At 62.0% G+C, this 19,266-nt stretch carries 19 protein-coding genes; 18 read left to right on the top strand and 1 reads right to left on the bottom strand.

The genetic code is table 11. The annotated features are described in order from the left end of the window. Positions 1 to 22: 22 nt before the first annotated feature. From AC07S4_RS18555 to AC07S4_RS18540, 4 genes are all read left to right on the top strand, one after another. Entirely contained in the window at positions 23 to 1,231 is a 1,209-nt protein-coding gene (locus AC07S4_RS18555; RefSeq protein WP_494988055.1) for an ABC transporter substrate-binding protein, read from the top strand. Positions 1,232 to 1,320: 89 nt separating this feature from the next. After that, positions 1,321 to 2,205 carry a branched-chain amino acid ABC transporter permease gene (locus tag AC07S4_RS18550; RefSeq protein ID WP_161070256.1) on the top strand — a complete coding sequence of 295 codons (885 nt, stop codon included), beginning with the start codon at positions 1,321 to 1,323 and terminating at the stop codon, positions 2,203 to 2,205. A gap of 10 nt (positions 2,206 to 2,215) precedes the next feature. Then, on the top strand, positions 2,216 to 3,187 hold the full coding sequence (locus tag AC07S4_RS18545; protein ID WP_494988054.1) for a branched-chain amino acid ABC transporter permease: 972 nt from the start codon (positions 2,216 to 2,218) through the stop codon (positions 3,185 to 3,187). Positions 3,188 to 3,255: 68 nt separating this feature from the next. After that, entirely contained in the window at positions 3,256 to 5,331 is a 2,076-nt protein-coding gene (locus tag AC07S4_RS18540; RefSeq protein WP_494988053.1) for a 3-hydroxybutyrate oligomer hydrolase family protein, read from the top strand. Positions 5,332 to 5,335: 4 nt separating this feature from the next. Here AC07S4_RS18540 and AC07S4_RS18535 read toward each other — a convergent pair whose 3' ends face one another. After that, the gene (locus tag AC07S4_RS18535) at positions 5,336 to 6,502 is read right to left on the bottom strand and encodes an iron-containing alcohol dehydrogenase (RefSeq protein ID WP_494988052.1); all 1,167 of its coding nucleotides are present in this window, start codon (positions 6,500 to 6,502) and stop codon (positions 5,336 to 5,338) included. A 174-nt stretch (positions 6,503 to 6,676) separates the two neighbouring features. Between AC07S4_RS18535 and AC07S4_RS18530 the strand changes: the two genes are divergently transcribed. The 14 genes from AC07S4_RS18530 to AC07S4_RS18465 all read left to right on the top strand — a co-directional run bounded on the left by AC07S4_RS18530 (position 6,677) and on the right by AC07S4_RS18465 (position 19,175). Continuing rightward, positions 6,677 to 7,438, top strand: a complete 762-nt coding sequence (locus AC07S4_RS18530) for a sulfite exporter TauE/SafE family protein (RefSeq protein WP_494988256.1) — start codon at positions 6,677 to 6,679, stop codon at positions 7,436 to 7,438. A gap of 186 nt (positions 7,439 to 7,624) precedes the next feature. Next, the gene (mnmG, locus tag AC07S4_RS18525) at positions 7,625 to 9,556 is read left to right on the top strand and encodes a tRNA uridine-5-carboxymethylaminomethyl(34) synthesis enzyme MnmG (protein ID WP_494988051.1); all 1,932 of its coding nucleotides are present in this window, start codon (positions 7,625 to 7,627) and stop codon (positions 9,554 to 9,556) included. Further along, positions 9,553 to 10,197, top strand: a complete 645-nt coding sequence (gene rsmG, locus AC07S4_RS18520) for a 16S rRNA (guanine(527)-N(7))-methyltransferase RsmG (RefSeq protein ID WP_494988050.1) — start codon at positions 9,553 to 9,555, stop codon at positions 10,195 to 10,197. Before mnmG ends, rsmG begins: the two co-directional genes overlap by 4 nt. A gap of 105 nt (positions 10,198 to 10,302) precedes the next feature. Then, positions 10,303 to 11,073 (top strand): ParA family protein, encoded by a 771-nt coding sequence (locus AC07S4_RS18515; protein ID WP_161070250.1) that lies wholly within the window; start codon positions 10,303 to 10,305, stop codon positions 11,071 to 11,073. Between the two features lie 18 nt (positions 11,074 to 11,091). Beyond that, the gene (locus AC07S4_RS18510) at positions 11,092 to 11,979 is read left to right on the top strand and encodes a ParB/RepB/Spo0J family partition protein (RefSeq protein ID WP_494988049.1); all 888 of its coding nucleotides are present in this window, start codon (positions 11,092 to 11,094) and stop codon (positions 11,977 to 11,979) included. 162 nt (positions 11,980 to 12,141) lie between these two features. Next, positions 12,142 to 12,510 carry an ATP synthase subunit I gene (locus AC07S4_RS18505; RefSeq protein WP_494988048.1) on the top strand — a complete coding sequence of 123 codons (369 nt, stop codon included), beginning with the start codon at positions 12,142 to 12,144 and terminating at the stop codon, positions 12,508 to 12,510. Positions 12,511 to 12,532: 22 nt separating this feature from the next. Beyond that, on the top strand, positions 12,533 to 13,330 hold the full coding sequence (gene atpB, locus AC07S4_RS18500; RefSeq protein WP_494988047.1) for a F0F1 ATP synthase subunit A: 798 nt from the start codon (positions 12,533 to 12,535) through the stop codon (positions 13,328 to 13,330). Between the two features lie 60 nt (positions 13,331 to 13,390). Continuing rightward, on the top strand, positions 13,391 to 13,666 hold the full coding sequence (gene atpE / locus AC07S4_RS18495) for a F0F1 ATP synthase subunit C (RefSeq protein ID WP_161070247.1): 276 nt from the start codon (positions 13,391 to 13,393) through the stop codon (positions 13,664 to 13,666). Between the two features lie 38 nt (positions 13,667 to 13,704). Continuing rightward, positions 13,705 to 14,175: a F0F1 ATP synthase subunit B gene (locus tag AC07S4_RS18490; RefSeq protein WP_161070246.1), complete on the top strand. Its 471-nt coding sequence runs from the start codon at positions 13,705 to 13,707 to the stop codon at positions 14,173 to 14,175. Between the two features lie 2 nt (positions 14,176 to 14,177). After that, positions 14,178 to 14,711 (top strand): F0F1 ATP synthase subunit delta, encoded by a 534-nt coding sequence (locus tag AC07S4_RS18485; protein WP_494988046.1) that lies wholly within the window; start codon positions 14,178 to 14,180, stop codon positions 14,709 to 14,711. Positions 14,712 to 14,782: 71 nt separating this feature from the next. After that, positions 14,783 to 16,324 carry a F0F1 ATP synthase subunit alpha gene (gene atpA, locus AC07S4_RS18480; protein WP_161070244.1) on the top strand — a complete coding sequence of 514 codons (1,542 nt, stop codon included), beginning with the start codon at positions 14,783 to 14,785 and terminating at the stop codon, positions 16,322 to 16,324. Between the two features lie 61 nt (positions 16,325 to 16,385). Beyond that, positions 16,386 to 17,261 (top strand): F0F1 ATP synthase subunit gamma, encoded by an 876-nt coding sequence (gene atpG, locus AC07S4_RS18475; protein ID WP_161070243.1) that lies wholly within the window; start codon positions 16,386 to 16,388, stop codon positions 17,259 to 17,261. 29 nt (positions 17,262 to 17,290) lie between these two features. Continuing rightward, positions 17,291 to 18,691 carry a F0F1 ATP synthase subunit beta gene (gene atpD / locus AC07S4_RS18470; RefSeq protein ID WP_161070242.1) on the top strand — a complete coding sequence of 467 codons (1,401 nt, stop codon included), beginning with the start codon at positions 17,291 to 17,293 and terminating at the stop codon, positions 18,689 to 18,691. Positions 18,692 to 18,752: 61 nt separating this feature from the next. Beyond that, positions 18,753 to 19,175 carry a F0F1 ATP synthase subunit epsilon gene (locus tag AC07S4_RS18465; RefSeq protein ID WP_161070241.1) on the top strand — a complete coding sequence of 141 codons (423 nt, stop codon included), beginning with the start codon at positions 18,753 to 18,755 and terminating at the stop codon, positions 19,173 to 19,175. Positions 19,176 to 19,266 lie beyond the last annotated feature (91 nt).

Here is a 19,266-nt window from a genome sequence, read left to right as displayed (position 1 = left end):
ACCTTTAAGGACGGAGACAAAAATGAAACTCAAAACCATCGCCACCGCAACCGCAGCAGTTTGCGCCCTAGGCCTGGCCTGCGGCGCGCAAGCCCAGGTGTCCGGCGACACCATCAAGATCGGCTTCATCACCGACATGTCCGGCCTGTATTCCGATATCGACGGCCTGGGCGGCGCGGAAGCGATCAAGATGGCGATCGCCGATGCCGGCGTTGTTATCGCCGGCAAGAAAGTTGAATTCATCTCCGCCGACCACCAGAACAAGGCCGACATCGCCGCCTCGAAGGCGCGCGAATGGTTTGACCAGCAGGGCGTGGACCTGCTGATCGGCGGCACCAACTCGGGCGCCAACCTGGCCATGGCCAAGGTGGCGGGCGAGAAGAAAAAGATCTTCATCTCCATCGGCGCGGGCTCGGCCCGCCTGACCAACGAGGAGTGCACGCCCTACACCGTGCACTACGCCTACGACACCGTGGCGCTGGCGCGCGGCACCGGCGGGGCCATCTCCAAGCAGGGCGGCAAGAACTGGTACTTCATGACCGCCGACTACGCCTTCGGCGCCTCGCTGGAAAAGGACACCTCGGACGTGGTGAAAGCGGCCGGCGGCAAGGTGCTGGGCAGCGTCAAGCATCCGCTGTCGGCGTCGGACTTCTCGTCCTTCCTGCTGCAGGCGCAGTCGTCCGGCGCGCAGATCCTGGGCCTGGCCAACGCCGGCGGCGACGCCATCAACTCCATCAAGGCGGCCAACGAGTTCGGCATTACCAAGAAGATGAAGCTGGCCGGCCTGCTGATCTTTATCAACGACATCCACTCGCTGGGCCTGAACACCACCCAGGGCATGTATCTGACCGACGGCTGGTACTGGGACCTGAATCCCGACACCCGCGCCTGGTCCAAGCGCTACTTCGAGAAGATGAAGAAGGAGCCGTCCATGCTGCAGGCGGCCGACTACTCGGCCACCGCCAACTACCTGAAGGCCGTGAAAGCGGTCGGCACCGACGACTCGGACAAGGTGATGGCGCAGCTGAAGAAAACGCCGATCAACGACATGTTCGCCAAGGGCGGCGTGATCCGCCAGGACGGCCGCATGGTGCACGATATGTATCTGATGGAAGTGAAGAAGCAGGCGGAATCGAAATACCCTTGGGACTACTACAAGGTGGTGGCCACCATTCCGGGCGACCAGGCTTATGTGACCAAGGCCGAGACCAAGTGCGCGCTCTGGAAGTAACCCTGTAGCGCGCCCGCGCTGCATATGGCGGGTTAGGGGCGGCGCCCCAACCCGCCCTACCGCTCTACCTCTTCTGGAATCAAGTAGATATGGATATATTCGGCGTCCCCCTGCCTGCAATGATGAGCCAGCTGCTGCTGGGCCTCGTCAACGGCTCCTTCTATGCCATGCTGTCGCTCGGCCTGGCCGTGATCTTCGGCTTGCTGAACGTGATCAATTTTTCGCACGGCGCCCTGTACATGATGGGCGCTTTCCTGGCCTGGATAGGCATGACGTATTTCGGCCTGAACTACTGGGCCATGCTGGCGCTGGCGCCCATCGTGGTCGGCATTTTCGGCATCATCATCGAGAAGACCATGCTGCGCTGGCTCTACAAGCTGGACCACCTGTACGGCCTGCTGCTGACCTTCGGCATCACGCTGGTGGTGGAGGGCGTGTTCCGCTCCTTCTACGGCGTGTCCGGCCAGCCGTTTGAAACGCCGGCGCTGCTGCAGGGCGCAACCGACCTGGGCTTTATGTTCCTGCCGAACTACCGCGGCTTCGTGGTGGTCGCTTCGCTCACGGTGTGCCTGGCCACCTGGTATGTGATCGAGAAAACCAAGCTCGGCTCCTATCTGCGCGCCGGCACCGAAAACCCCAAGCTGGTGGAAGCGTTCGGCATCAACGTGCCGCTGATGGTGACCCTGACCTACGGCTTCGGCGTGGCGCTGGCGGGCTTCGCCGGCGTGCTGGCCGCGCCCATTATCCAGGTCTCGCCGCTGATGGGCTCCAACCTCATCATCGTGGTGTTCGCCGTGGTGGTGATCGGCGGCATGGGCTCCATCATGGGCTCCATCCTGACCGGCCTGGCGCTGGGCGTGATCGAGGGCATGACTCGCGTGTTCTATCCCGAGGGCTCGGCCGTGGTGGTGTTCGTGGTGATGGTCATCGTGCTGCTGCTGCGTCCCGCCGGCCTGTTCGGCAAAGAGAAATAAGGCTACTTCCATGAATAAGAAAATTGGCTACGCCATCGTTCTGGCCATTGCACTGGCCGCGCCCTTCGTGGGCTATCCGGTGTTCCTGATGAAGCTGCTGTGCTTCTCGCTGTTCGCCTGCGCGTTCAACCTGCTGATCGGCTTTACCGGCCTGCTGTCCTTCGGCCACGCCGCCTTCTTCGGCGGCGCCGGCTATATGGCCGGCTATGTGCTGCGCGACCTGGGCTGGCCCTTCGAGCTGGGCCTGCTGGCCGGCGTGGCGGGCGCGGCGCTGATCGGCCTGGTGATGGGCAGCCTGGCGATCCGCCGCCAAGGCATCTATTTCTCCATGATTACGCTGGCGCTGGCGCAGCTGGTGTCCTATGTGGCGCTGCGCTCGCCGTTCACCGGCGGCGAGGACGGCCTGCAGGGCGTTCCCCGTGGAAAGCTGTTCGGCGCCATCGACCTCGGCAACGACACCACCTTGTATTTCGTGGTGCTGGCCATCTGCGTGGCCGGCTTCGCGCTGATCGTGCGCACCGTGCATTCGCCGTTCGGCCAGGTGCTCAAAGCCATCAAGGAAAACGAGCCGCGCGCCATCTCGCTGGGCTACGACGTGGACCGCTACAAGCTGATGGCCTTTGTGCTGTCGGCCGCGCTGGCCGGCCTGGCCGGCGCCACCAAGACCGTGGTGCTGGGCTTTGAAACGCTGACCGACGTGCACTGGACCATGTCCGGCCTGGTGATCCTGATGACCCTGGTCGGCGGCATGGGCACGCTGGCCGGCCCCATGCTGGGCGCCGTCATCATCATCATGCTGGAAAACAAGCTGGGCGACATCGGCACCTTCCTGGCCCGCAACACCGGCGTGGAATGGTTCAATACGCTGGGCGAGGCGGTCAGCATGGTGACCGGCTTGATTTTCGTGGCCTGCGTGCTGCTGTTCCGGCGCGGAATAATAGGGGAAATCGTGGCGCGCTTCGGTCAGAAGAAGCTAGCCTGAATGAGCAAGAACGCCGGACTCGTCCGGCGTTTTTTTTGACTACCAACCTGCAAGATGGAGGAGACCAAATGAAAAATACAATCCGCATCGCCAGCAAGCTTACCCTGATCGCCGCCGCCGTTGCCACGCTCGCGTCCTGCGGCGACAACAGCAACACGCCGGAGGAACTGAACGTGCTGCCGTCCTACCTGAGCGCGGTCAGCAGCATCAGCTACGACGGCAGCTCGGACGACCTGCTGACGGGCGGCCTGGGCCGCACCGGCCTGGCCGCCGCCGCCGCGCCCGCCTACGCGGACCCGCTGAAACCCACCCCGGCCGAACTGCGCCGCAACGCCATCTACGCCAACTACCGCGCCGTGCTCGACATCAGCGCCAACAGCGGCTGGGGCACCATGTACGGCCCCAACGTCAGCGCGGCCGGCGTGGCGGGCACCGGCGAGGGCCGGGTGGCGGGCACCGAATACATCGCCTACGCCGACGACGGCACGGGCAAGCAGAACGTGACCCTGCTGGTGCAGGTGCCGGCCACCTTCGACCCCATCAACCCCTGCATCGTCACCGGCACCTCCAGCGGCTCGCGCGGCATTTACGGCGCCATCGGCAGCGCGGGCGAGTGGGGCCTGAAGAACAACTGCGCCGTGGCCTATGCCGACAAGGGCAGCGGCACTGGCCTGTACACCTTCGAGGACGACAGCGTGAACCTGCAGAACGGCCAGCGCGCCACGCGCGCGGCGGCCGGCAAGGGCGCCAATTTCTCCCCGGCCTATACCGAAGCCGAGCGGGCCGCCTTCGCCGCCAGCAACCCGGGCCGCGTCGCCTTCAAGCATGCGCACTCGCAGCAGAACCCGGAGAAGGACTGGGGCAAGATCACCCTGCAGGCGGTGGAGTTCGCCTATTACGTGCTCAACGAGCGCTACGGCCAGCTGGCCTCGGACGGCAAAAGCCACCTGGTGCGGCTGACGCCGAAAAACAGCGTGGCGATCGCGTCCAGCATCTCGAACGGCGCCGGCGCGGCCTTGCTGGCTGCGGAGCAGGACACCAAGGGCCTTATCAGCGCCGTGGCGGCCACGGAGCCGCAAATCCAGCCCAAGGCAGCCACCGGCTATACCGTGCGCCTTGGCGGGGCTGCTGTGCCTTCCCAGGGGAAAGCCCTGTTCGACTATTCCACCTTCGCCGCGCTGTACCAGCCCTGCCTGGCGGAAACTGCGTCCGGCGGACGCTGCAGTGCACTGGCGGCCAAGGGCCTGCTAACCGGTGCCAGCCTGCTGGACCAGCAGAACGACGCCAAGGCGCGCCTGAAAGCCTACGGCTGGAATGCGGACGCCGAGGTGCTGCAGGCTTCGCACGCGGGCACCAACATCCTGGTGGCGGTCACCTATGCCTATGCCTACGGCAAGTTCAGCGCGCTCGACAAGGTGTGCGGCTTCACCTTCGCGGGCGTGGACGCCACCGGCGCGCCGGCGGCATTGTCGGCTGCCGTGAAGGCGTCCAGCTTCGCCACGCAGAACGGCATCATCGGCAGCGTGATTTACGAGAATTCGGTGGGCGGGGCCAAGGCCTACAACCTGGGCGTGTCGCCGTCGACCAATGCGGCAGACCAGTCGCTGGACGGCTTCCTGTGCCTGCGCTCGCTGGCCACCGGCGCCAATCCCGTGACGGGCGCTGCGCTCAGCGGCACGCTGGCGGACCAGAGCGCGCGCGTGAAAGCCGGCGTGGCCGAAGTGCTAGCCAGCGGGAATCTGAAGGGCAAGCCGGCGATTATCGTGGCGGGCCGCAGCGACGCGCTGATCCCGGTCAACCATGCGTCGCGCGCCTACCTGGGGCTGAACGCGACGGCGGAGGGCAGTGCCAGCAAGCTGCGCTACATCGAAGTGACCAACGCCAACCACTTCGATTCCTTCGCCAACGCGCTGCCGGCCAATGTGGTGCCGCTGCACGTCTACCTGTTCCGCGCGCTCGATGCGGTGTACGCCAATCTGCGTAATCCGACCGGAGCGCCGTTGCCGCCGTCGCAGGTGGTGCGCACCACCACGCGTGCCAGCAACGCCGTGCCGATCACAGCGGCCAACCTGCCGCCGATCGCCGCTGCCGCCGGCAACAACGCCATCACCGTGGGCAACAGCACGGTGGACGTGCCCAACTAAGTCTTCACAGCGCTGCGGCGTAAATCGCTCTGGCATCCGCGCGGCTCACCTCGCGCGGATTATTCCCCAGCAAGCGGGTTTGCAGCATGGCGTCGTCGGCCAGGCGGTCCAGGTCGCTCTCGGCGATGCCCACTTGCTGCAGGCTGCGCTCTATGCCCGAGATGGTGGCAATTTGCTGCATGGCAACAATCAGCGCTTCCGATCTTGCCTCCACCGATCCCTCCGCATGCGGCACCACGATCGCGGCCAGCTCCGCGTACAGCGGCGCGGCCGCCGGTGCATTGAAGCGCATCACATGCGGCAGCACCAGCGAATTCGACAAACCGTGCGGTACATGGAAGATGCCGCCTATCGGATAGGCCAGCGCATGCACGGCCGCCACCGGGGCGTTGGAAAACGCCTGTCCCGCCAGCATGGCGCCCAGCAGCATGGCCTGGCGCGCGGCCAGGTTGCCGCCGTTCTCGCAGGCCGGTATCAGGTTGCGCGACAGCAGTCCCAGCGCCTGGCGCGCCAGCATGTCCGACAGCGGGTTCTTTTTATGGCGGCTGGTGTAGGCCTCGATCGCGTGCACCATGGCGTCGATGCCGGTGGCTGCGGTCACCATGGCGGGCAGGCCCGTGGTCAGCTCGGCGTCCAGGATGGCCAAGTCGGCATACAGCTGGGGCGCCACCACACCCATCTTGGTGGTTTCGCCGGTGGTGACGATGGCGATATTGGTGACCTCGGAACCGGTGCCGGCCGTGGTGGGCATCTGCACCAGCGGCAGGCGCGTGCCCCGCACGTTGCCGATGCCATAGATGGCGGCGATGGGCTGCTCGCTGCCGGCCAGCACGGCGATCAGCTTGGCCACGTCCATGGAGCTGCCGCCGCCCAGGCCGATGACCACATCGGCCTCATGCTCGCGCGCGGCAGCCACAGCCGCCAGCACCACCTGCTCGGGCGGATCGGCCACCACATCCGAATAGATTTTCACGTGGAAGCCGGCTGCCGCCAGGCTATCGGCTGGCGCTTGCACCAATCCGGTTTTCAAGAAGCCCGGATCGGTCACCAGCAGCGCGCGCTGCGCGGACGGAAAGCGCGCGCGCACCAGCTCCCCCAATTTCCGGGCCGCGCCCAGTTCAGAAACGATGTGGGCAACGGTACTGAAAGCGAAAGCAGGAAAGTCATTCATGGCGAGGTTGGCTGTTAGCTGGCGAAGAATGTTGGCATTCCAGCTTACACCAAAACCTGCCAGCCTGAGCCGCATTCGGGGTCAGACCCCGAATGCGGCTCAGCTCGGTAGGCGGCGAGGGGGTTTCTTCCGTAGAATGATGGGCTTCTTTGTTTGCGTGAGCGGTGGCTGGTGATGGTGGAATATCTGGTGTTGGGTGTGGCGGCGTTTTCGGCTGGCTTGGTCGATGCGGTGGTGGGCGGGGGCGGGCTGATACAGATCCCCGTGATCTTCTCGGTGTTCCAGGGGACGGCGCCGGCCACCTTGCTGGGCACGAACAAACTGGCGTCCATCTTCGGCACGGCGGCAGCCGCCGTCAACTATGCGCGCCGCGTGCGCATCGCCTGGTCGACCGCCGCGCCGGCTTCCGTGTCGGCGCTGGTGTTTGCCTTCCTTGGCGCTTACACCGTCACCCGCATCCCGGCGGACTTCATGCGCAGCCTGCTGCCGGTGGTGCTGATCGCGGTGGCGGCCTACACGTTCTGGAAGAAGGACCTGGGCAGCGTGCACGCGCCGCTGCACAGCGGCGTGCGCGAGCAGGTGTGGGCGGTGATCATCGGCGCGGCCATCGGCTTCTATGACGGCTTCTTTGGCCCGGGCACCGGCAGCTTCCTGGTGTTCCTGTTTGTGCGCTTCTTCGGCTTCGACTTCCTGGCGGCGTCCGCGGTGGCCAAGGTGGTCAACGTGGCCTGCAACTTCGCCGCGCTGGTGTGGTTCGGCTACAGCGGCCATTTGATCTGGCAGCTGGGCTTGATGATGGCGGTGTGCCAGGTGTGCGGCTCCATCCTGGGCACCAGGCTGGCGCTCAAGCACGGCAGCGGTTTCGTGCGCCGCTTGTTCCTGGTGGTGGTGACGGTACTGATCTTCAAGACGGGTTACGACGCTTTCCTGAAGTGATTGTTTCACGTGGAACAGTGGATGAGGGCGCTTCGGCGCCCTTTTTTACGTCCTTCGCTCAACAAAGCCCAATGTTCCACGTGAAACAATGGCCCATTCCACGGCTAAATTTTTGCCTAAAAAAGTCGCAGCAGCAAAAAGACTCTATAATCTGGTCTCATCCCTCGCATTTACTCCATTACCAAAATGTTATTTCCTACTCAATTCGACGTCATCGTTGTCGGCGGCGGTCATGCCGGCACCGAGGCGGCCCTCGCTTCAGCCCGCATGGGCCAGAAGACGCTCTTGCTCACGCATAACATAGAGACGCTGGGCCAGATGTCGTGCAACCCATCCATCGGCGGCATCGGCAAAGGCCACCTGGTCAAAGAAGTCGACGCGATGGGCGGCGCCATGGCGATCGCCACGGACGAGTCGGGCATCCAGTTCCGCATTCTGAATTCCTCCAAGGGCCCTGCCGTGCGCGCCACCCGCGCCCAGGCCGACCGCATTCTGTACAAGCAGGCCATCCGCTCGCGCCTGGAAAACCAGCCCAATCTGTGGCTGTTCCAGCAGGCCGTGGACGATCTGATGGTGGAGGGCGACCGCGTGGTCGGCGCCGTCACCCAGATCGGCCTGAAGTTCCTGGCCCCGGCCGTGGTGCTGACCGCCGGTACTTTCCTGGACGGGAAGATCCACGTCGGCCTGCAAAACTACTCGGCTGGCCGCGCCGGCGACCCGCCTGCGATCTCGCTGTCGGCCCGTCTGAAGGAGCTGAAGCTGCCGCAGGGCCGCCTGAAAACCGGCACGCCGCCGCGCATCGACGGCCGCAGCATCGACCTGTCGGCCATGACCGAACAGCCGGGCGACCTGGATCCGGTGCCGGTGTTTTCCGTCATGGGCAACACCGCCATGCACCCGCGCCAGATGCCGTGCTGGGTGACGCACACCAACACCAAAACGCACGATATCATCCGCGCCGGCCTGGACCGCAGCCCGATGTACACCGGCGTCATCGAAGGGGTGGGGCCGCGCTATTGCCCGTCCATCGAGGACAAGATCCACCGCTTCTCGTCCAAGGAATCGCACCAGATTTTCCTGGAACCGGAAGGCCTGACCACCAACGAGTTCTACCCGAACGGCATCTCCACCAGCCTGCCATTCGACGTGCAGATTGAACTGGTGCGCTCGATGAAGGGTATGGAAAACGCCCACATCCTGCGTCCCGGCTACGCCATCGAATACGACTATTTCGACCCGCGCGGCCTGAAGGCCTCGCTGGAAACCAAGGCCGTGGGCGGCCTGTATTTCGCGGGCCAGATCAATGGCACCACGGGCTACGAGGAAGCCGCCGCGCAGGGCATGCTGGCCGGCATCAACGCCGCGCTGCAGACCCAGGGCAAGGAGTCCTGGACCCCGGCGCGTTCGGAAGCCTACCTGGGCGTGCTGGTGGACGACCTGGTCACGCAGGGCGTGCAGGAGCCGTACCGCATGTTCACCAGCCGCGCCGAGTACCGTTTGAGCCTGCGCGAGGACAATGCGGACATGCGTTTGACCGAGATCGGCCGCAAGCTGGGCGTGGTCGGCGACGCGCAGTGGGAAGCCTTCGACCGCAAGCGCGAAGCCGTGGCGCGCGAGCTGGAGCGCCTGCGTTCCACGTGGGTGAACCCGCGCATCCTGGCGGCGGACGAGTCCGAACGCGTGATCGGCCAGGCCATCGAACGCGAGTATTCGCTGGCCGATCTGCTGCGCCGTCCGGGCGTGGCCTATGACAAGCTGATGACCATGTCGGGCATGGAAGGGCAGTCCCTGGCCGGCCCTGGCGTGGACGACGCGGCGGTGCAGGAACAGGTGGAAATCCAGCTCAAATATTCGGGCTATATCGACCGCCAGAGCAAGGAAGTGGAGCGCCACGAGCACTATGAAAACCTGAAACTGCCGGAAGGTTTCAACTATCTGGAGATCACCGCGCTGTCGGTGGAGGTGCGCCAGAAGCTGCACGCGCAGCGCCCGGAAACCCTGGGCCAGGCCTCGCGCATCTCGGGCGTGACGCCGGCGGCGATTTCGCTGCTGCTGGTGCACCTGAAAAAGACCGGTTTCGGCGGTTTCGTGAACTTGAAAGATGAGGCTGTGCAATGAAGGTATTCGACCGTGCAGCATTGGCCGAAGTGTTGAAGCAGGGCGAGGCGGAACTGGGTTTGAACCTGTCCGCCGCGCAGCAGGAGCAGCTGCTGGATTACCTGGCGCTGCTGAACAAGTGGAACAGCGTCTACAACCTGACCTCGGTGCGCGATCCGATGCAGATGATGACGCTGCATTTGCTGGACTCGCTGGCCGCCGTGCCAGCCTTCCAGGGCGCGCAGAACGTGCTGGACGTGGGCGCGGGCGGCGGTTTGCCGGGCGTGGTGCTGGCGATCTCGAAGCCGGACATGAAGCTGTCCATGATCGATACGGTGCACAAGAAAACCGCCTTCCTGACGCAGGTGAAGGCGGAGCTGGGACTGGCCAACGTGACGGTGTACACCAAGAAGGTGCAGGAACTGGAAGTGAAGCAGCCCTTCGACGTGATTACCTCGCGCGCCTTCGCCGACCTGAGCGACTTCGTGAACTGGTCCGGGCATCTGCTGGCCGAGGGCGGCCGCTTCATCGCGCTGAAAGGCACGGCGCCGCAGGACGAGCGCGAGCGCCTGCCGGAGCCGTGGAAAGTGGAACGGCTGCAGGCCCTGAAAGTGCCGGGGCTGGAGGCGGAGCGCCACCTGGTTTTCATCAACAAGGCTTAATAATTTATACGGTATAAACCATTTATACCGTATAAATGAAATAAACAAAATAAACGATTTATACCGTATAAACGATATATAATGAAAACAGCATAAGAAGAATACATGGCCAAAATTTTTTGTGTAGCGAATCAAAAGGGCGGCGTGGGCAAGACCACCACCACGGTCAACCTCTCCGCCGGACTGGCCAAACTGAACCAGCGCGTGCTGCTGGTGGACCTGGACCCGCAGGGCAACGCCACCATGGGCGCCGGCGTGAACAAGGCCGGGCTGACCGCCTCGACCTATGAGGTGCTGCTGGGCCAGACCGACGTGGCCACGGCGCGCCAGCGTTCGGAAGCGGGGCGCTTCGACGTGCTGCCGTCCAACCGCGAGCTGGCCGGCGCTGAAGTGGAGATGGTGGAGCTGGACAACCGCGAGCGCCGCCTGAAGGACGCGCTGGCCGCGGTCGACAAGGAGTACGACTTCATCCTGATCGACTGCCCGCCCGCGCTGTCCATGCTGACGCTGAACGGCCTGTGCGCCGCGCACGGCGTGATCATTCCCATGCAGTGCGAGTACTACGCGCTGGAAGGCCTGTCCGACCTGGTGAACACCATCAAGAAGGTGCACGCCAACCTGAACCCGGACCTGAAGATCATAGGCCTGCTGCGCGTGATGTTCGATCCGCGCATGACGCTGTCGCAGCAGGTGTCGGCGCAGCTGGAGCAGCACTTCGGCGACAAGGTCTTCAAGACCATCATCCCGCGCAACGTGCGCCTGGCTGAAGCGCCGTCGTATGGCATGCCGGGCGTGACCTTCGATCCATCCTCCAAGGGCGCGCAAGCCTATATCGCCTTCGGCGCGGAGATGGTCAAGCGTATCAAGAAGATGTAACCGGACGGATTAATCAAAATGGCAACCAAGAAACTGAAAGGCCTGGGACGCGGCCTGGACGCCCTGCTGGGCGGCGACGGCGATCCCTCCAACCCGGCATCGAACGGCAGCGCGCCGAGCGAGCTGGCGGTGGCACAAATGCAAGCGGGCAAATACCAGCCGCGCACCCGCATGGACGAGGGCGGCCTCGCCGAGCTGGCCGCCTCGATCAAGACCCAGGGCATCATGCAGCCCATCCTGGTGCGTCCGGTCGGCAAGGACAAGTCCGGTCTTGTGAAATATGAAATCATCGCCGGCGAGCGCCGTTTCCGCGCGGCCCAGCTGGCCGGACTGGAGCAGGTGCCGGTGCTGGTGCGCGAGGTGGACGACAAGACCGCCGCCGCCATGGCGCTGATCGAGAACATGCAGCGCGAGGATTTGAATCCGCTGGAGGAGGCGCAGGGCATCTCGCGCCTGATCTCGGAATTCGACTTCACCCACGAGCAGGCGGCCACCGCCGTCGGCCGCTCGCGCAGCGCCGTGTCCAATCTGCTCAGGCTGATTAACCTGGCGGCGCCGGTGCAGACCATGCTGATGGCCGGCGATATCGACATGGGCCACGCGCGCGCCCTGCTGGCGGTCGATGCCGCCACCCAGATCACGCTGGCAAATGTTGTCGTGGCGAAACGCCTGTCGGTGCGCGAGACGGAAAAGCTGGTGCAGCGGGCGCAGGAGGAGCAATCCGAACAGTCCGAGCGCAAGCAGAAGGAAAAATCCGGCGACATCCTGCGCCTGGAGGAAGAGCTGGCCGACCTGCTGGCCACGCCGGTGGTCTTCAAGATGGGCAGCAAGGGCCGCGGCCAGATGGTGATCGATTTCGCCGACCTGGACGTGCTCGACGGTCTGCTGAGCCGGCTGCGCGGCTGACGCCCAGGGGGAGGCGTGCGCCATCTTGGTGCATCTCCCCCAAAACCGTATCTTTCTTGCTCAAACAGCCATGCTGCGGCGCACCATGTTTGACCAAACTAAGCAAATCCTAATATAATCCCGTGTCTTTAGGTGTATACGCTTTCTCTGGGAACCTGGCAAGTGAGTGATTTTACGCAGAACATTGCCTCCCCCGTGTTTAAAGTTGTTGCCTTGCAGTTCACAATCGCCACGTTTTTTTCCGCCGCCACGGCTTACTTTGGCAGCGTTGAGAGAGGCTGGTCTGCCGCTTTGGGCGGAATGATCGCAGTCATCGGGAGCCTGGTGTACGCGATCATCGTCGCGGGCGGAACGAATGACGCGAAAAAAGCGTTTCAGCGGCACTTCCGCGCTGAAATGACGAAGGTTTTTATCACGGCAGCGCTGTTTATTGCCGCGCTGGTGCTGTTTCCGACGGCCGCTTGGTTATGGCTGATCATAGGTTTCGCGGTGGCGACCCTCGCATACTGGTTCGCACTGCTAGCAGTTTAATTAACAAAATCTGACAAACATTATGACCACTGAACACGGGGGCCACGCGGCTCCGGCTAACGCCACAGAATATATTCAGCACCACTTGTCGCACCTGCGCAATGCGGACAACACCATCAACCTGGACACGTTCTGGGTTTCGGCGCTTCTGGGCCTGGTGTTCCTGGGCATCTTCTACATGGCCTCCAAGCGCGCCACCGCCGGCGTGCCGGGCAAGCTGCAGAACTTCGTTGAATGGGTCATGGAACTGGTCAACGACACCGTCAACTCGGCCTTCCACGCCAAGAGCAATGTGATCGCGCCGCTGGCCATCACCATCTTCGTCTGGGTCTGGCTGATGAACGCAATGGACTTCCTGCCGGTTGACCTGCTGCCGAAAGTGCTGGAATTCTTCGGCGTCTACAAGCTGCGCGTGGTGCCGACCGCCGACGTGAACCACACCTTCGGCATGTCGTTCTCGGTGCTGCTGTGCATTATCGCCTTCTCCATCAAGGCCAAGGGCGTCGGCGGCTGGACCAAGGAACTGTTCACCGCGCCGTTCCACGCGCATGGCGCCATGGCCATCGTGCTGGCGCCGGTCAATTTTGTGTTCCAAATGATTGAGCTGGTGGCCAAGCCAATTTCGCTGGCACTGCGACTGTTCGGCAATATGTACGCCGGCGAACTGATTTTCATTCTGATCGCGTTGTTGCCTTGGTGGGCGCAGTGGCTGTTGGGTGGTCCATGGGCAATCTTCCACATTCTGATTGTAACTCTGCAAGCTTTTGTGTTTATGGCGTTGACGGTTGTGTATCTGGCCCTCGCGGTTGAGAAGCACTAATCAGCAACTTTATATTTGTTTTTTTAGTATCTTTCGTTTTTTTTAAATTAGGAGAATTACATGCAAGCTCTGATCGCACAAGTACAAGGTATGACCGTTCTGGCCGTGGCTATCATCGTTGGTCTGGCCGCTATCGGCACCGCACTGGGCTTCGCCATTCTGGGCGGCAAATTCCTGGAAGCGTCGGCACGTCAACCTGAACTGATGCCACAACTGCAAACCAAGCTGTTCGTTATCGCTGGTCTGCTGGATGCGATCTCGATGATCGGTGTTGGTGTTGCTCTGCTGTTCACGTTCAACAACCCATTCCTGACCGCTGTTCTGGCTGCTCACTAATCTTCGCTCCAAGCGGGGAAACTTTTTAGGAGCAAGGTATGGACATTAATATGTCGCTCATCGGCCAGATGATCACCTTCGGGGTGCTCGTATGGTTCTCGATGAAATTCGTATTCCCAGCGTTGAATGCAACGCTGGACGAGCGTGCCAAGCGTATCGCCGATGGTCTGGCCGCGGCCGACCAAGGCAAGGCTTCGATGGAAATCGCTGAAAAGCGCGCCGCCGAAGCCCTGTCCTCCGCCCGTGACGAAGCTGCCCAGCGCGTCTCGGACGCGGAAAAGCGTGCGCAACTGGTTGCCGAAGAAATCAAGGCCAACGCCAAAGCCGAAGCGGACCGCATTATTGCGCAAGCCAAAGCGGAAGCCGACCAGCAAGTTACCCAAGCCCGCGAAGCACTGCGCGCCCAGGTAGCCGACCTGGCGGTCAAAGGCGCCGAGCAGATCCTGAAGCGCGAAGTCACCGCGTCGGCCCACGCCGACCTGCTGGCCCGCCTCGCGACTGAGCTGTAATCATGGCTGAACTCGCAACCGTCGCCCGTCCCTACGCGGAAGCCCTCTTTCGCGTAGCCCAAGCCGGCAACCTCGCGCAGTGGTCCGATCTGGTGTCCGAACTGGCCCAGATCGGCGGCAACGCCGAAGTGCTGGACTATGCCCGCAATCCGAAAGTTTCGGAAAGCGATGTCGCCGCCACCATCCAGTCGCTGCTGAAAACGCCGCTGAATGCGGAAGCCAATAACTTCCTCGTCATGCTGGTCGCCAACGGCCGTCTCGAATTGCTGCCGGAAATCGGCGCCCAATTCCAGCTGTTGAAAAACAGTGCGGAAGGTGCGGCGGATGCCGAGATCACCAGCGCGTTCGACATGAGCGCCGCCCAGGTTTCCGAGCTGATCGCCACGCTGGAAAAGAAATTCAGCCGCAAGCTCAACCCGAGCGTAACCGTAGACCCATCGTTGATCGGTGGCGTGCGCGTGGTAGTCGGTGACGAAGTGCTCGACACTTCGGTCCGCGCCAAGCTGCAGCAGATGCGTGTCGCGCTGGTCGCTTAAGACCCGCAGGCAGCTACGGCAGACCAAATATACCCTCGCGCAAGCGGAGAGAACTACATTTAGGAGTTAGTATGCAACTCAACCCATCTGAAATCAGCGAGCTGATCAAGAGCCGGATCCAAGGCATTGATGGCGGCGCTGAAGTGCGCAATCAAGGCACGGTGATTTCCGTAGCCGATGGTATCTGCCGCATCCACGGTCTGTCGGACGTAATGCAAGGCGAGATGCTGGAATTCCCAGGCAATACCTTTGGCCTGGCGATGAATCTGGAGCGCGACTCGGTCGGCGCCGTGATTCTGGGTGCTTACGAGCACATCTCGGAAGGCGACACGGTCAAGTGCACCGGCCGCATCCTGGAAGTGCCAGTCGGTCCTGAACTGCGCGGCCGCGTGGTCAACGCCCTGGGCCAGCCTATCGACGGCAAAGGTCCGGTCGATGCCAAGCTGACCTCGCCTATCGAAAAGATCGCTCCGGGCGTGATCGCCCGCGAATCCGTGTCGCAGCCTATGCAGACCGGCCTGAAGTCGATCGACGCGATGGTGCCTATCGGCCGTGGCCAGCGTGAGCTGATCATTGGCGACCGCCAGACTGGTAAGTCGGCGGTGGCGGTTGATGCGATCATCAACCAAAAAGGCCAGGGCATGACTTGCATCTACGTTGCAATCGGCCAAAAAGCTTCCACCATCAAGAACATCGTGCGCTCGCTGGAAACGCACGGCGCGATGGAATACACCATTGTTGTCGCTGCCACCGCGTCCGAATCGGCCGCCATGCAGTACATCTCGGCGTACTCCGGCTGCACCATGGGCGAATACTTCCGCGACCGCGGCGAAGACGCCCTGATCGTGTACGATGACCTGTCCAAGCAAGCTGTTGCCTACCGTCAGATCTCCCTGCTGCTGCGCCGCCCACCAGGCCGCGAAGCCTACCCGGGCGACGTGTTCTACCTGCACAGCCGCCTGCTGGAACGCGCAGCACGCGTGAACGCCGACTACGTCGAAGCCTTCACCGGCGGCGCCGTCAAGGGCAAGACCGGTTCGCTGACCGCGCTGCCAATTATTGAAACCCAGGCTGGCGACGTTTCGGCGTTCGTGCCAACCAACGTGATTTCGATTACCGACGGCCAGATCTTCCTGGAAACCTCGCTGTTCAACTCCGGTATCCGTCCTGCAATTAACGCAGGTATCTCGGTATCGCGCGTTGGTGGCGCCGCCCAGACCAAGGTCATCAAAAACCTGTCCGGCGGTATCCGTACCGACTTGGCGCAGTACCGTGAACTGGCTGCGTTCGCGCAGTTCGCTTCCGACCTGGACGAATCGACCCGCAAACAGCTGGACCGCGGCGCACGCGTGACCGAACTGCTGAAGCAGGCTCAGTACTCGCCGCTGTCGATTTCCCTGATGGGCGCATCCCTGTTCGCAGTGAACAAGGGCTTCCTGGACGACGTGGCAGTGAAGAAAGTACTGCCATTCGAAGCCGGCCTGCACGCCTACCTGAAGACCAAGCAAGCTGCTCTGCTGGCCAAGATCGAAGAAACCAAGCAACTGGACAAAGACGGCGAAGCTGCCCTGTCGGCCGCCATTGCTGATTTCAAGAAATCCGGCGCATTTTAAGCGGCACGGCGGTTCCGGCTCAGGCCGCGAACCGCCCTCAGCGCAGAAGGAGTAAGGACTCATGGCAGTAGGCAAAGAGATACGTGGCAAGATCAAAAGCGTAGAGAATACGAAAAAGATCACCAAGGCGATGGAAATGGTCGCCGCATCGAAAATGCGCAAGGCGCAGGATCGCATGCGCGCCGCCCGTCCCTACAGTGACAAGGTTCGTAATATCGCCGCTAATCTGGCGAGCGCCAACCCTGAATACACGCACCCGTTCCTGGCGCAAGCCCAGGGAACCGAAGCGAAAGCAGTGGGTTTCATCATCGTCACGACCGACAAGGGTCTGTGCGGTGGCCTGAACACCAACGTGCTGCGCATGGTGACGGCGAAAACGCGCGAGCTGGAAACGGCCGGCGTCAAGGTTGAGGCGGTCGCCATCGGTAACAAAGGTTTGGGGTTCTTGAATCGGGTTGGCGTTCCTGTCGTTGCGCAAGCAACGCAGATCGGCGACACGCCGCATCTGGACAAATTGATCGGACCTGTCAAGGTCATGCTCGAGAAGTTCACTGAAGGCAAGCTCGACGCAGTGTACCTGTGCTATACCAAGTTCATCAACACGATGAAGCAAGAGCCGCAAGTGCAGCAGCTGCTGCCGCTGACGGCGGACAACATCAAGGCCGACAAGGGTAGCCACAAGTGGGACTACATCTACGAGCCGGATGCGCAAACCGTGATCGATGAACTGCTGGAGCGCTATGTAGAAGCGCTGGTATACCAGGCGGTGGCGGAAAACCTGGCGTCCGAGCAATCGGCCCGCATGGTGGCGATGAAAGCCGCCAGCGACAACGCAGGTAGCGTCATCGGTGAACTGAAGCTGATCTATAACAAGACGCGTCAGGCTGCGATTACCAAAGAACTCTCCGAAATCGTTGCCGGTGCGGCTGCGGTTTAACGAAACAACTAAATATAGAAGGAACGAACATGGCTGATGGCAAAATCGTTCAGTGTATCGGCGCTGTGGTGGACGTAGAGTTTCCACGCAACGCGATGCCTAAGGTATTTGATGCCTTGAAAATGGAAGGCTCCGAGCTGACCCTGGAAGTACAACAACAGCTGGGCGACGGCGTGGTCCGTACCATTGCTCTGGGTTCGTCCGACGGCCTGCGCCGCGGCATGATGATCCAGAACACCGGCAAACCAATCATGGTTCCAGTTGGCAAAGCCACCCTGGGCCGCATCATGGACGTGCTGGGCAACCCGATCGACGAATGCGGCCCAGTGGCCCATGACCAGATCGCTTCGATCCACCGCACGGCCCCTGCGTACGACGAACTGTCGCCATCGCAAGACCTGCTGGAAACCGGCATCAAGGTGATCGACCTGGTATGCCCGTTCGCCAAAGGCGGTAAAGTCGGTCTGTTCGGCGGTGCAGGTGTGGGCAAGACCGTGAACATGATGGAACTGATCAACAACATCGCCAAAGCTCACTCGGGTCTGTCCGTGTTTGCCGGCGTGGGCGAGCGTACCCGCGAAGGTAACGACTTCTACCACGAGATGGCCGATGCCAAGGTAGTGGACCTGGAAAACCCGGAAAACTCCAAGGTAGCGATGGTCTACGGCCAGATGAACGAACCACCAGGCAACCGTCTGCGCGTCGCGCTGACCGGCCTGACCATGGCGGAAGCGTTCCGTGACGAAGGCAAGGACGTTCTGTTCTTCGTGGACAACATCTACCGCTTCACCCTGGCCGGTACCGAAGTATCCGCACTGCTGGGCCGTATGCCTTCCGCAGTGGGCTACCAGCCTACCCTGGCCGAAGAAATGGGCCGTCTGCAAGAGCGTATTACGTCCACCAAGACCGGTTCGATCACCTCGATCCAGGCCGTGTACGTTCCAGCGGATGACTTGACCGACCCGTCGCCAGCGACCACCTTCGGTCACCTGGATTCGACCGTTGTTCTGTCCCGTGACATCGCTTCGCTGGGTATCTACCCTGCAGTGGATCCACTGGATTCGACCTCGCGCCAGCTGGACCCGCTGGTTGTGGGCCAGGACCACTACGACACCGCGCGTGCCGTACAGGGCACCCTGCAGCGCTACAAGGAACTGCGCGACATTATCGCGATTCTGGGCATGGACGAACTGGCGCCGGAAGACAAGCTGCTGGTATCGCGCGCTCGTAAGATGCAGCGTTTCCTGTCGCAGCCATTCCACGTTGCTGAAGTGTTCACCGGTTCCCCAGGTAAATACGTTTCGCTGAAAGACACGATCAAAGGCTTCAAGATGATCGCATCGGGCGAACTGGATCACCTGCCGGAGCAAGCGTTCTACATGGTCGGCACGATCGAAGAAGCAATCGAAAAAGCCAAAAAACTCGGCTAATCGCTGAGTTTGCTTCGGCCCCGCCGCAAGGCGGGGCCGTCACCATCCCGATAGGACAGACATGGCAAATACCATACACGTAGACGTGGTTTCCGCGGAAGAGCAGATCTTCTCCGGCGAAGCCGAATTCGTCGCGTTGCCGGGCGAGCAGGGCGAGCTGGGTATCTATCCCAAGCACACCCCGCTGATCACCCGTATTCGTCCAGGCGCGGTACGCATCAAGGTAGCAGGCAAGGCGGAAGAAGAGTTCGTCTTCGTCGCCGGCGGCCTGCTGGAAGTGCAGCCGAACGCCGTTACGGTACTGGCTGACACCGCGATCCGTGGTGCAGACCTGGATGAAGCCAAGGCCTCGGCCGCCAAGAAACTGGCGGAAGAAGCGCTGGCCAACAACACCGGCAGCATCGACTACGCGAAAGCGCAAGCCGAGCTGGCCTCCGCGATCGGCCAGCTGGCCGCCATCGCCAAACTGCGCGCCAAGCACTAAGTTCGGCCTGCAGACGCTAAAAAGGCAGCTTCGGCTGCCTTTTTTATTTTCCGGATATTGCTTTTCTGGCAAAATGCACATTTCAAACTAG

It is taken from the genome of Pseudoduganella sp. GW821-FHT05F09, assembly GCF_059419605.1.
Note: the sequence above shows the minus strand (reverse complement) of the source record. Positions and strands in the feature narration are given on the sequence as shown.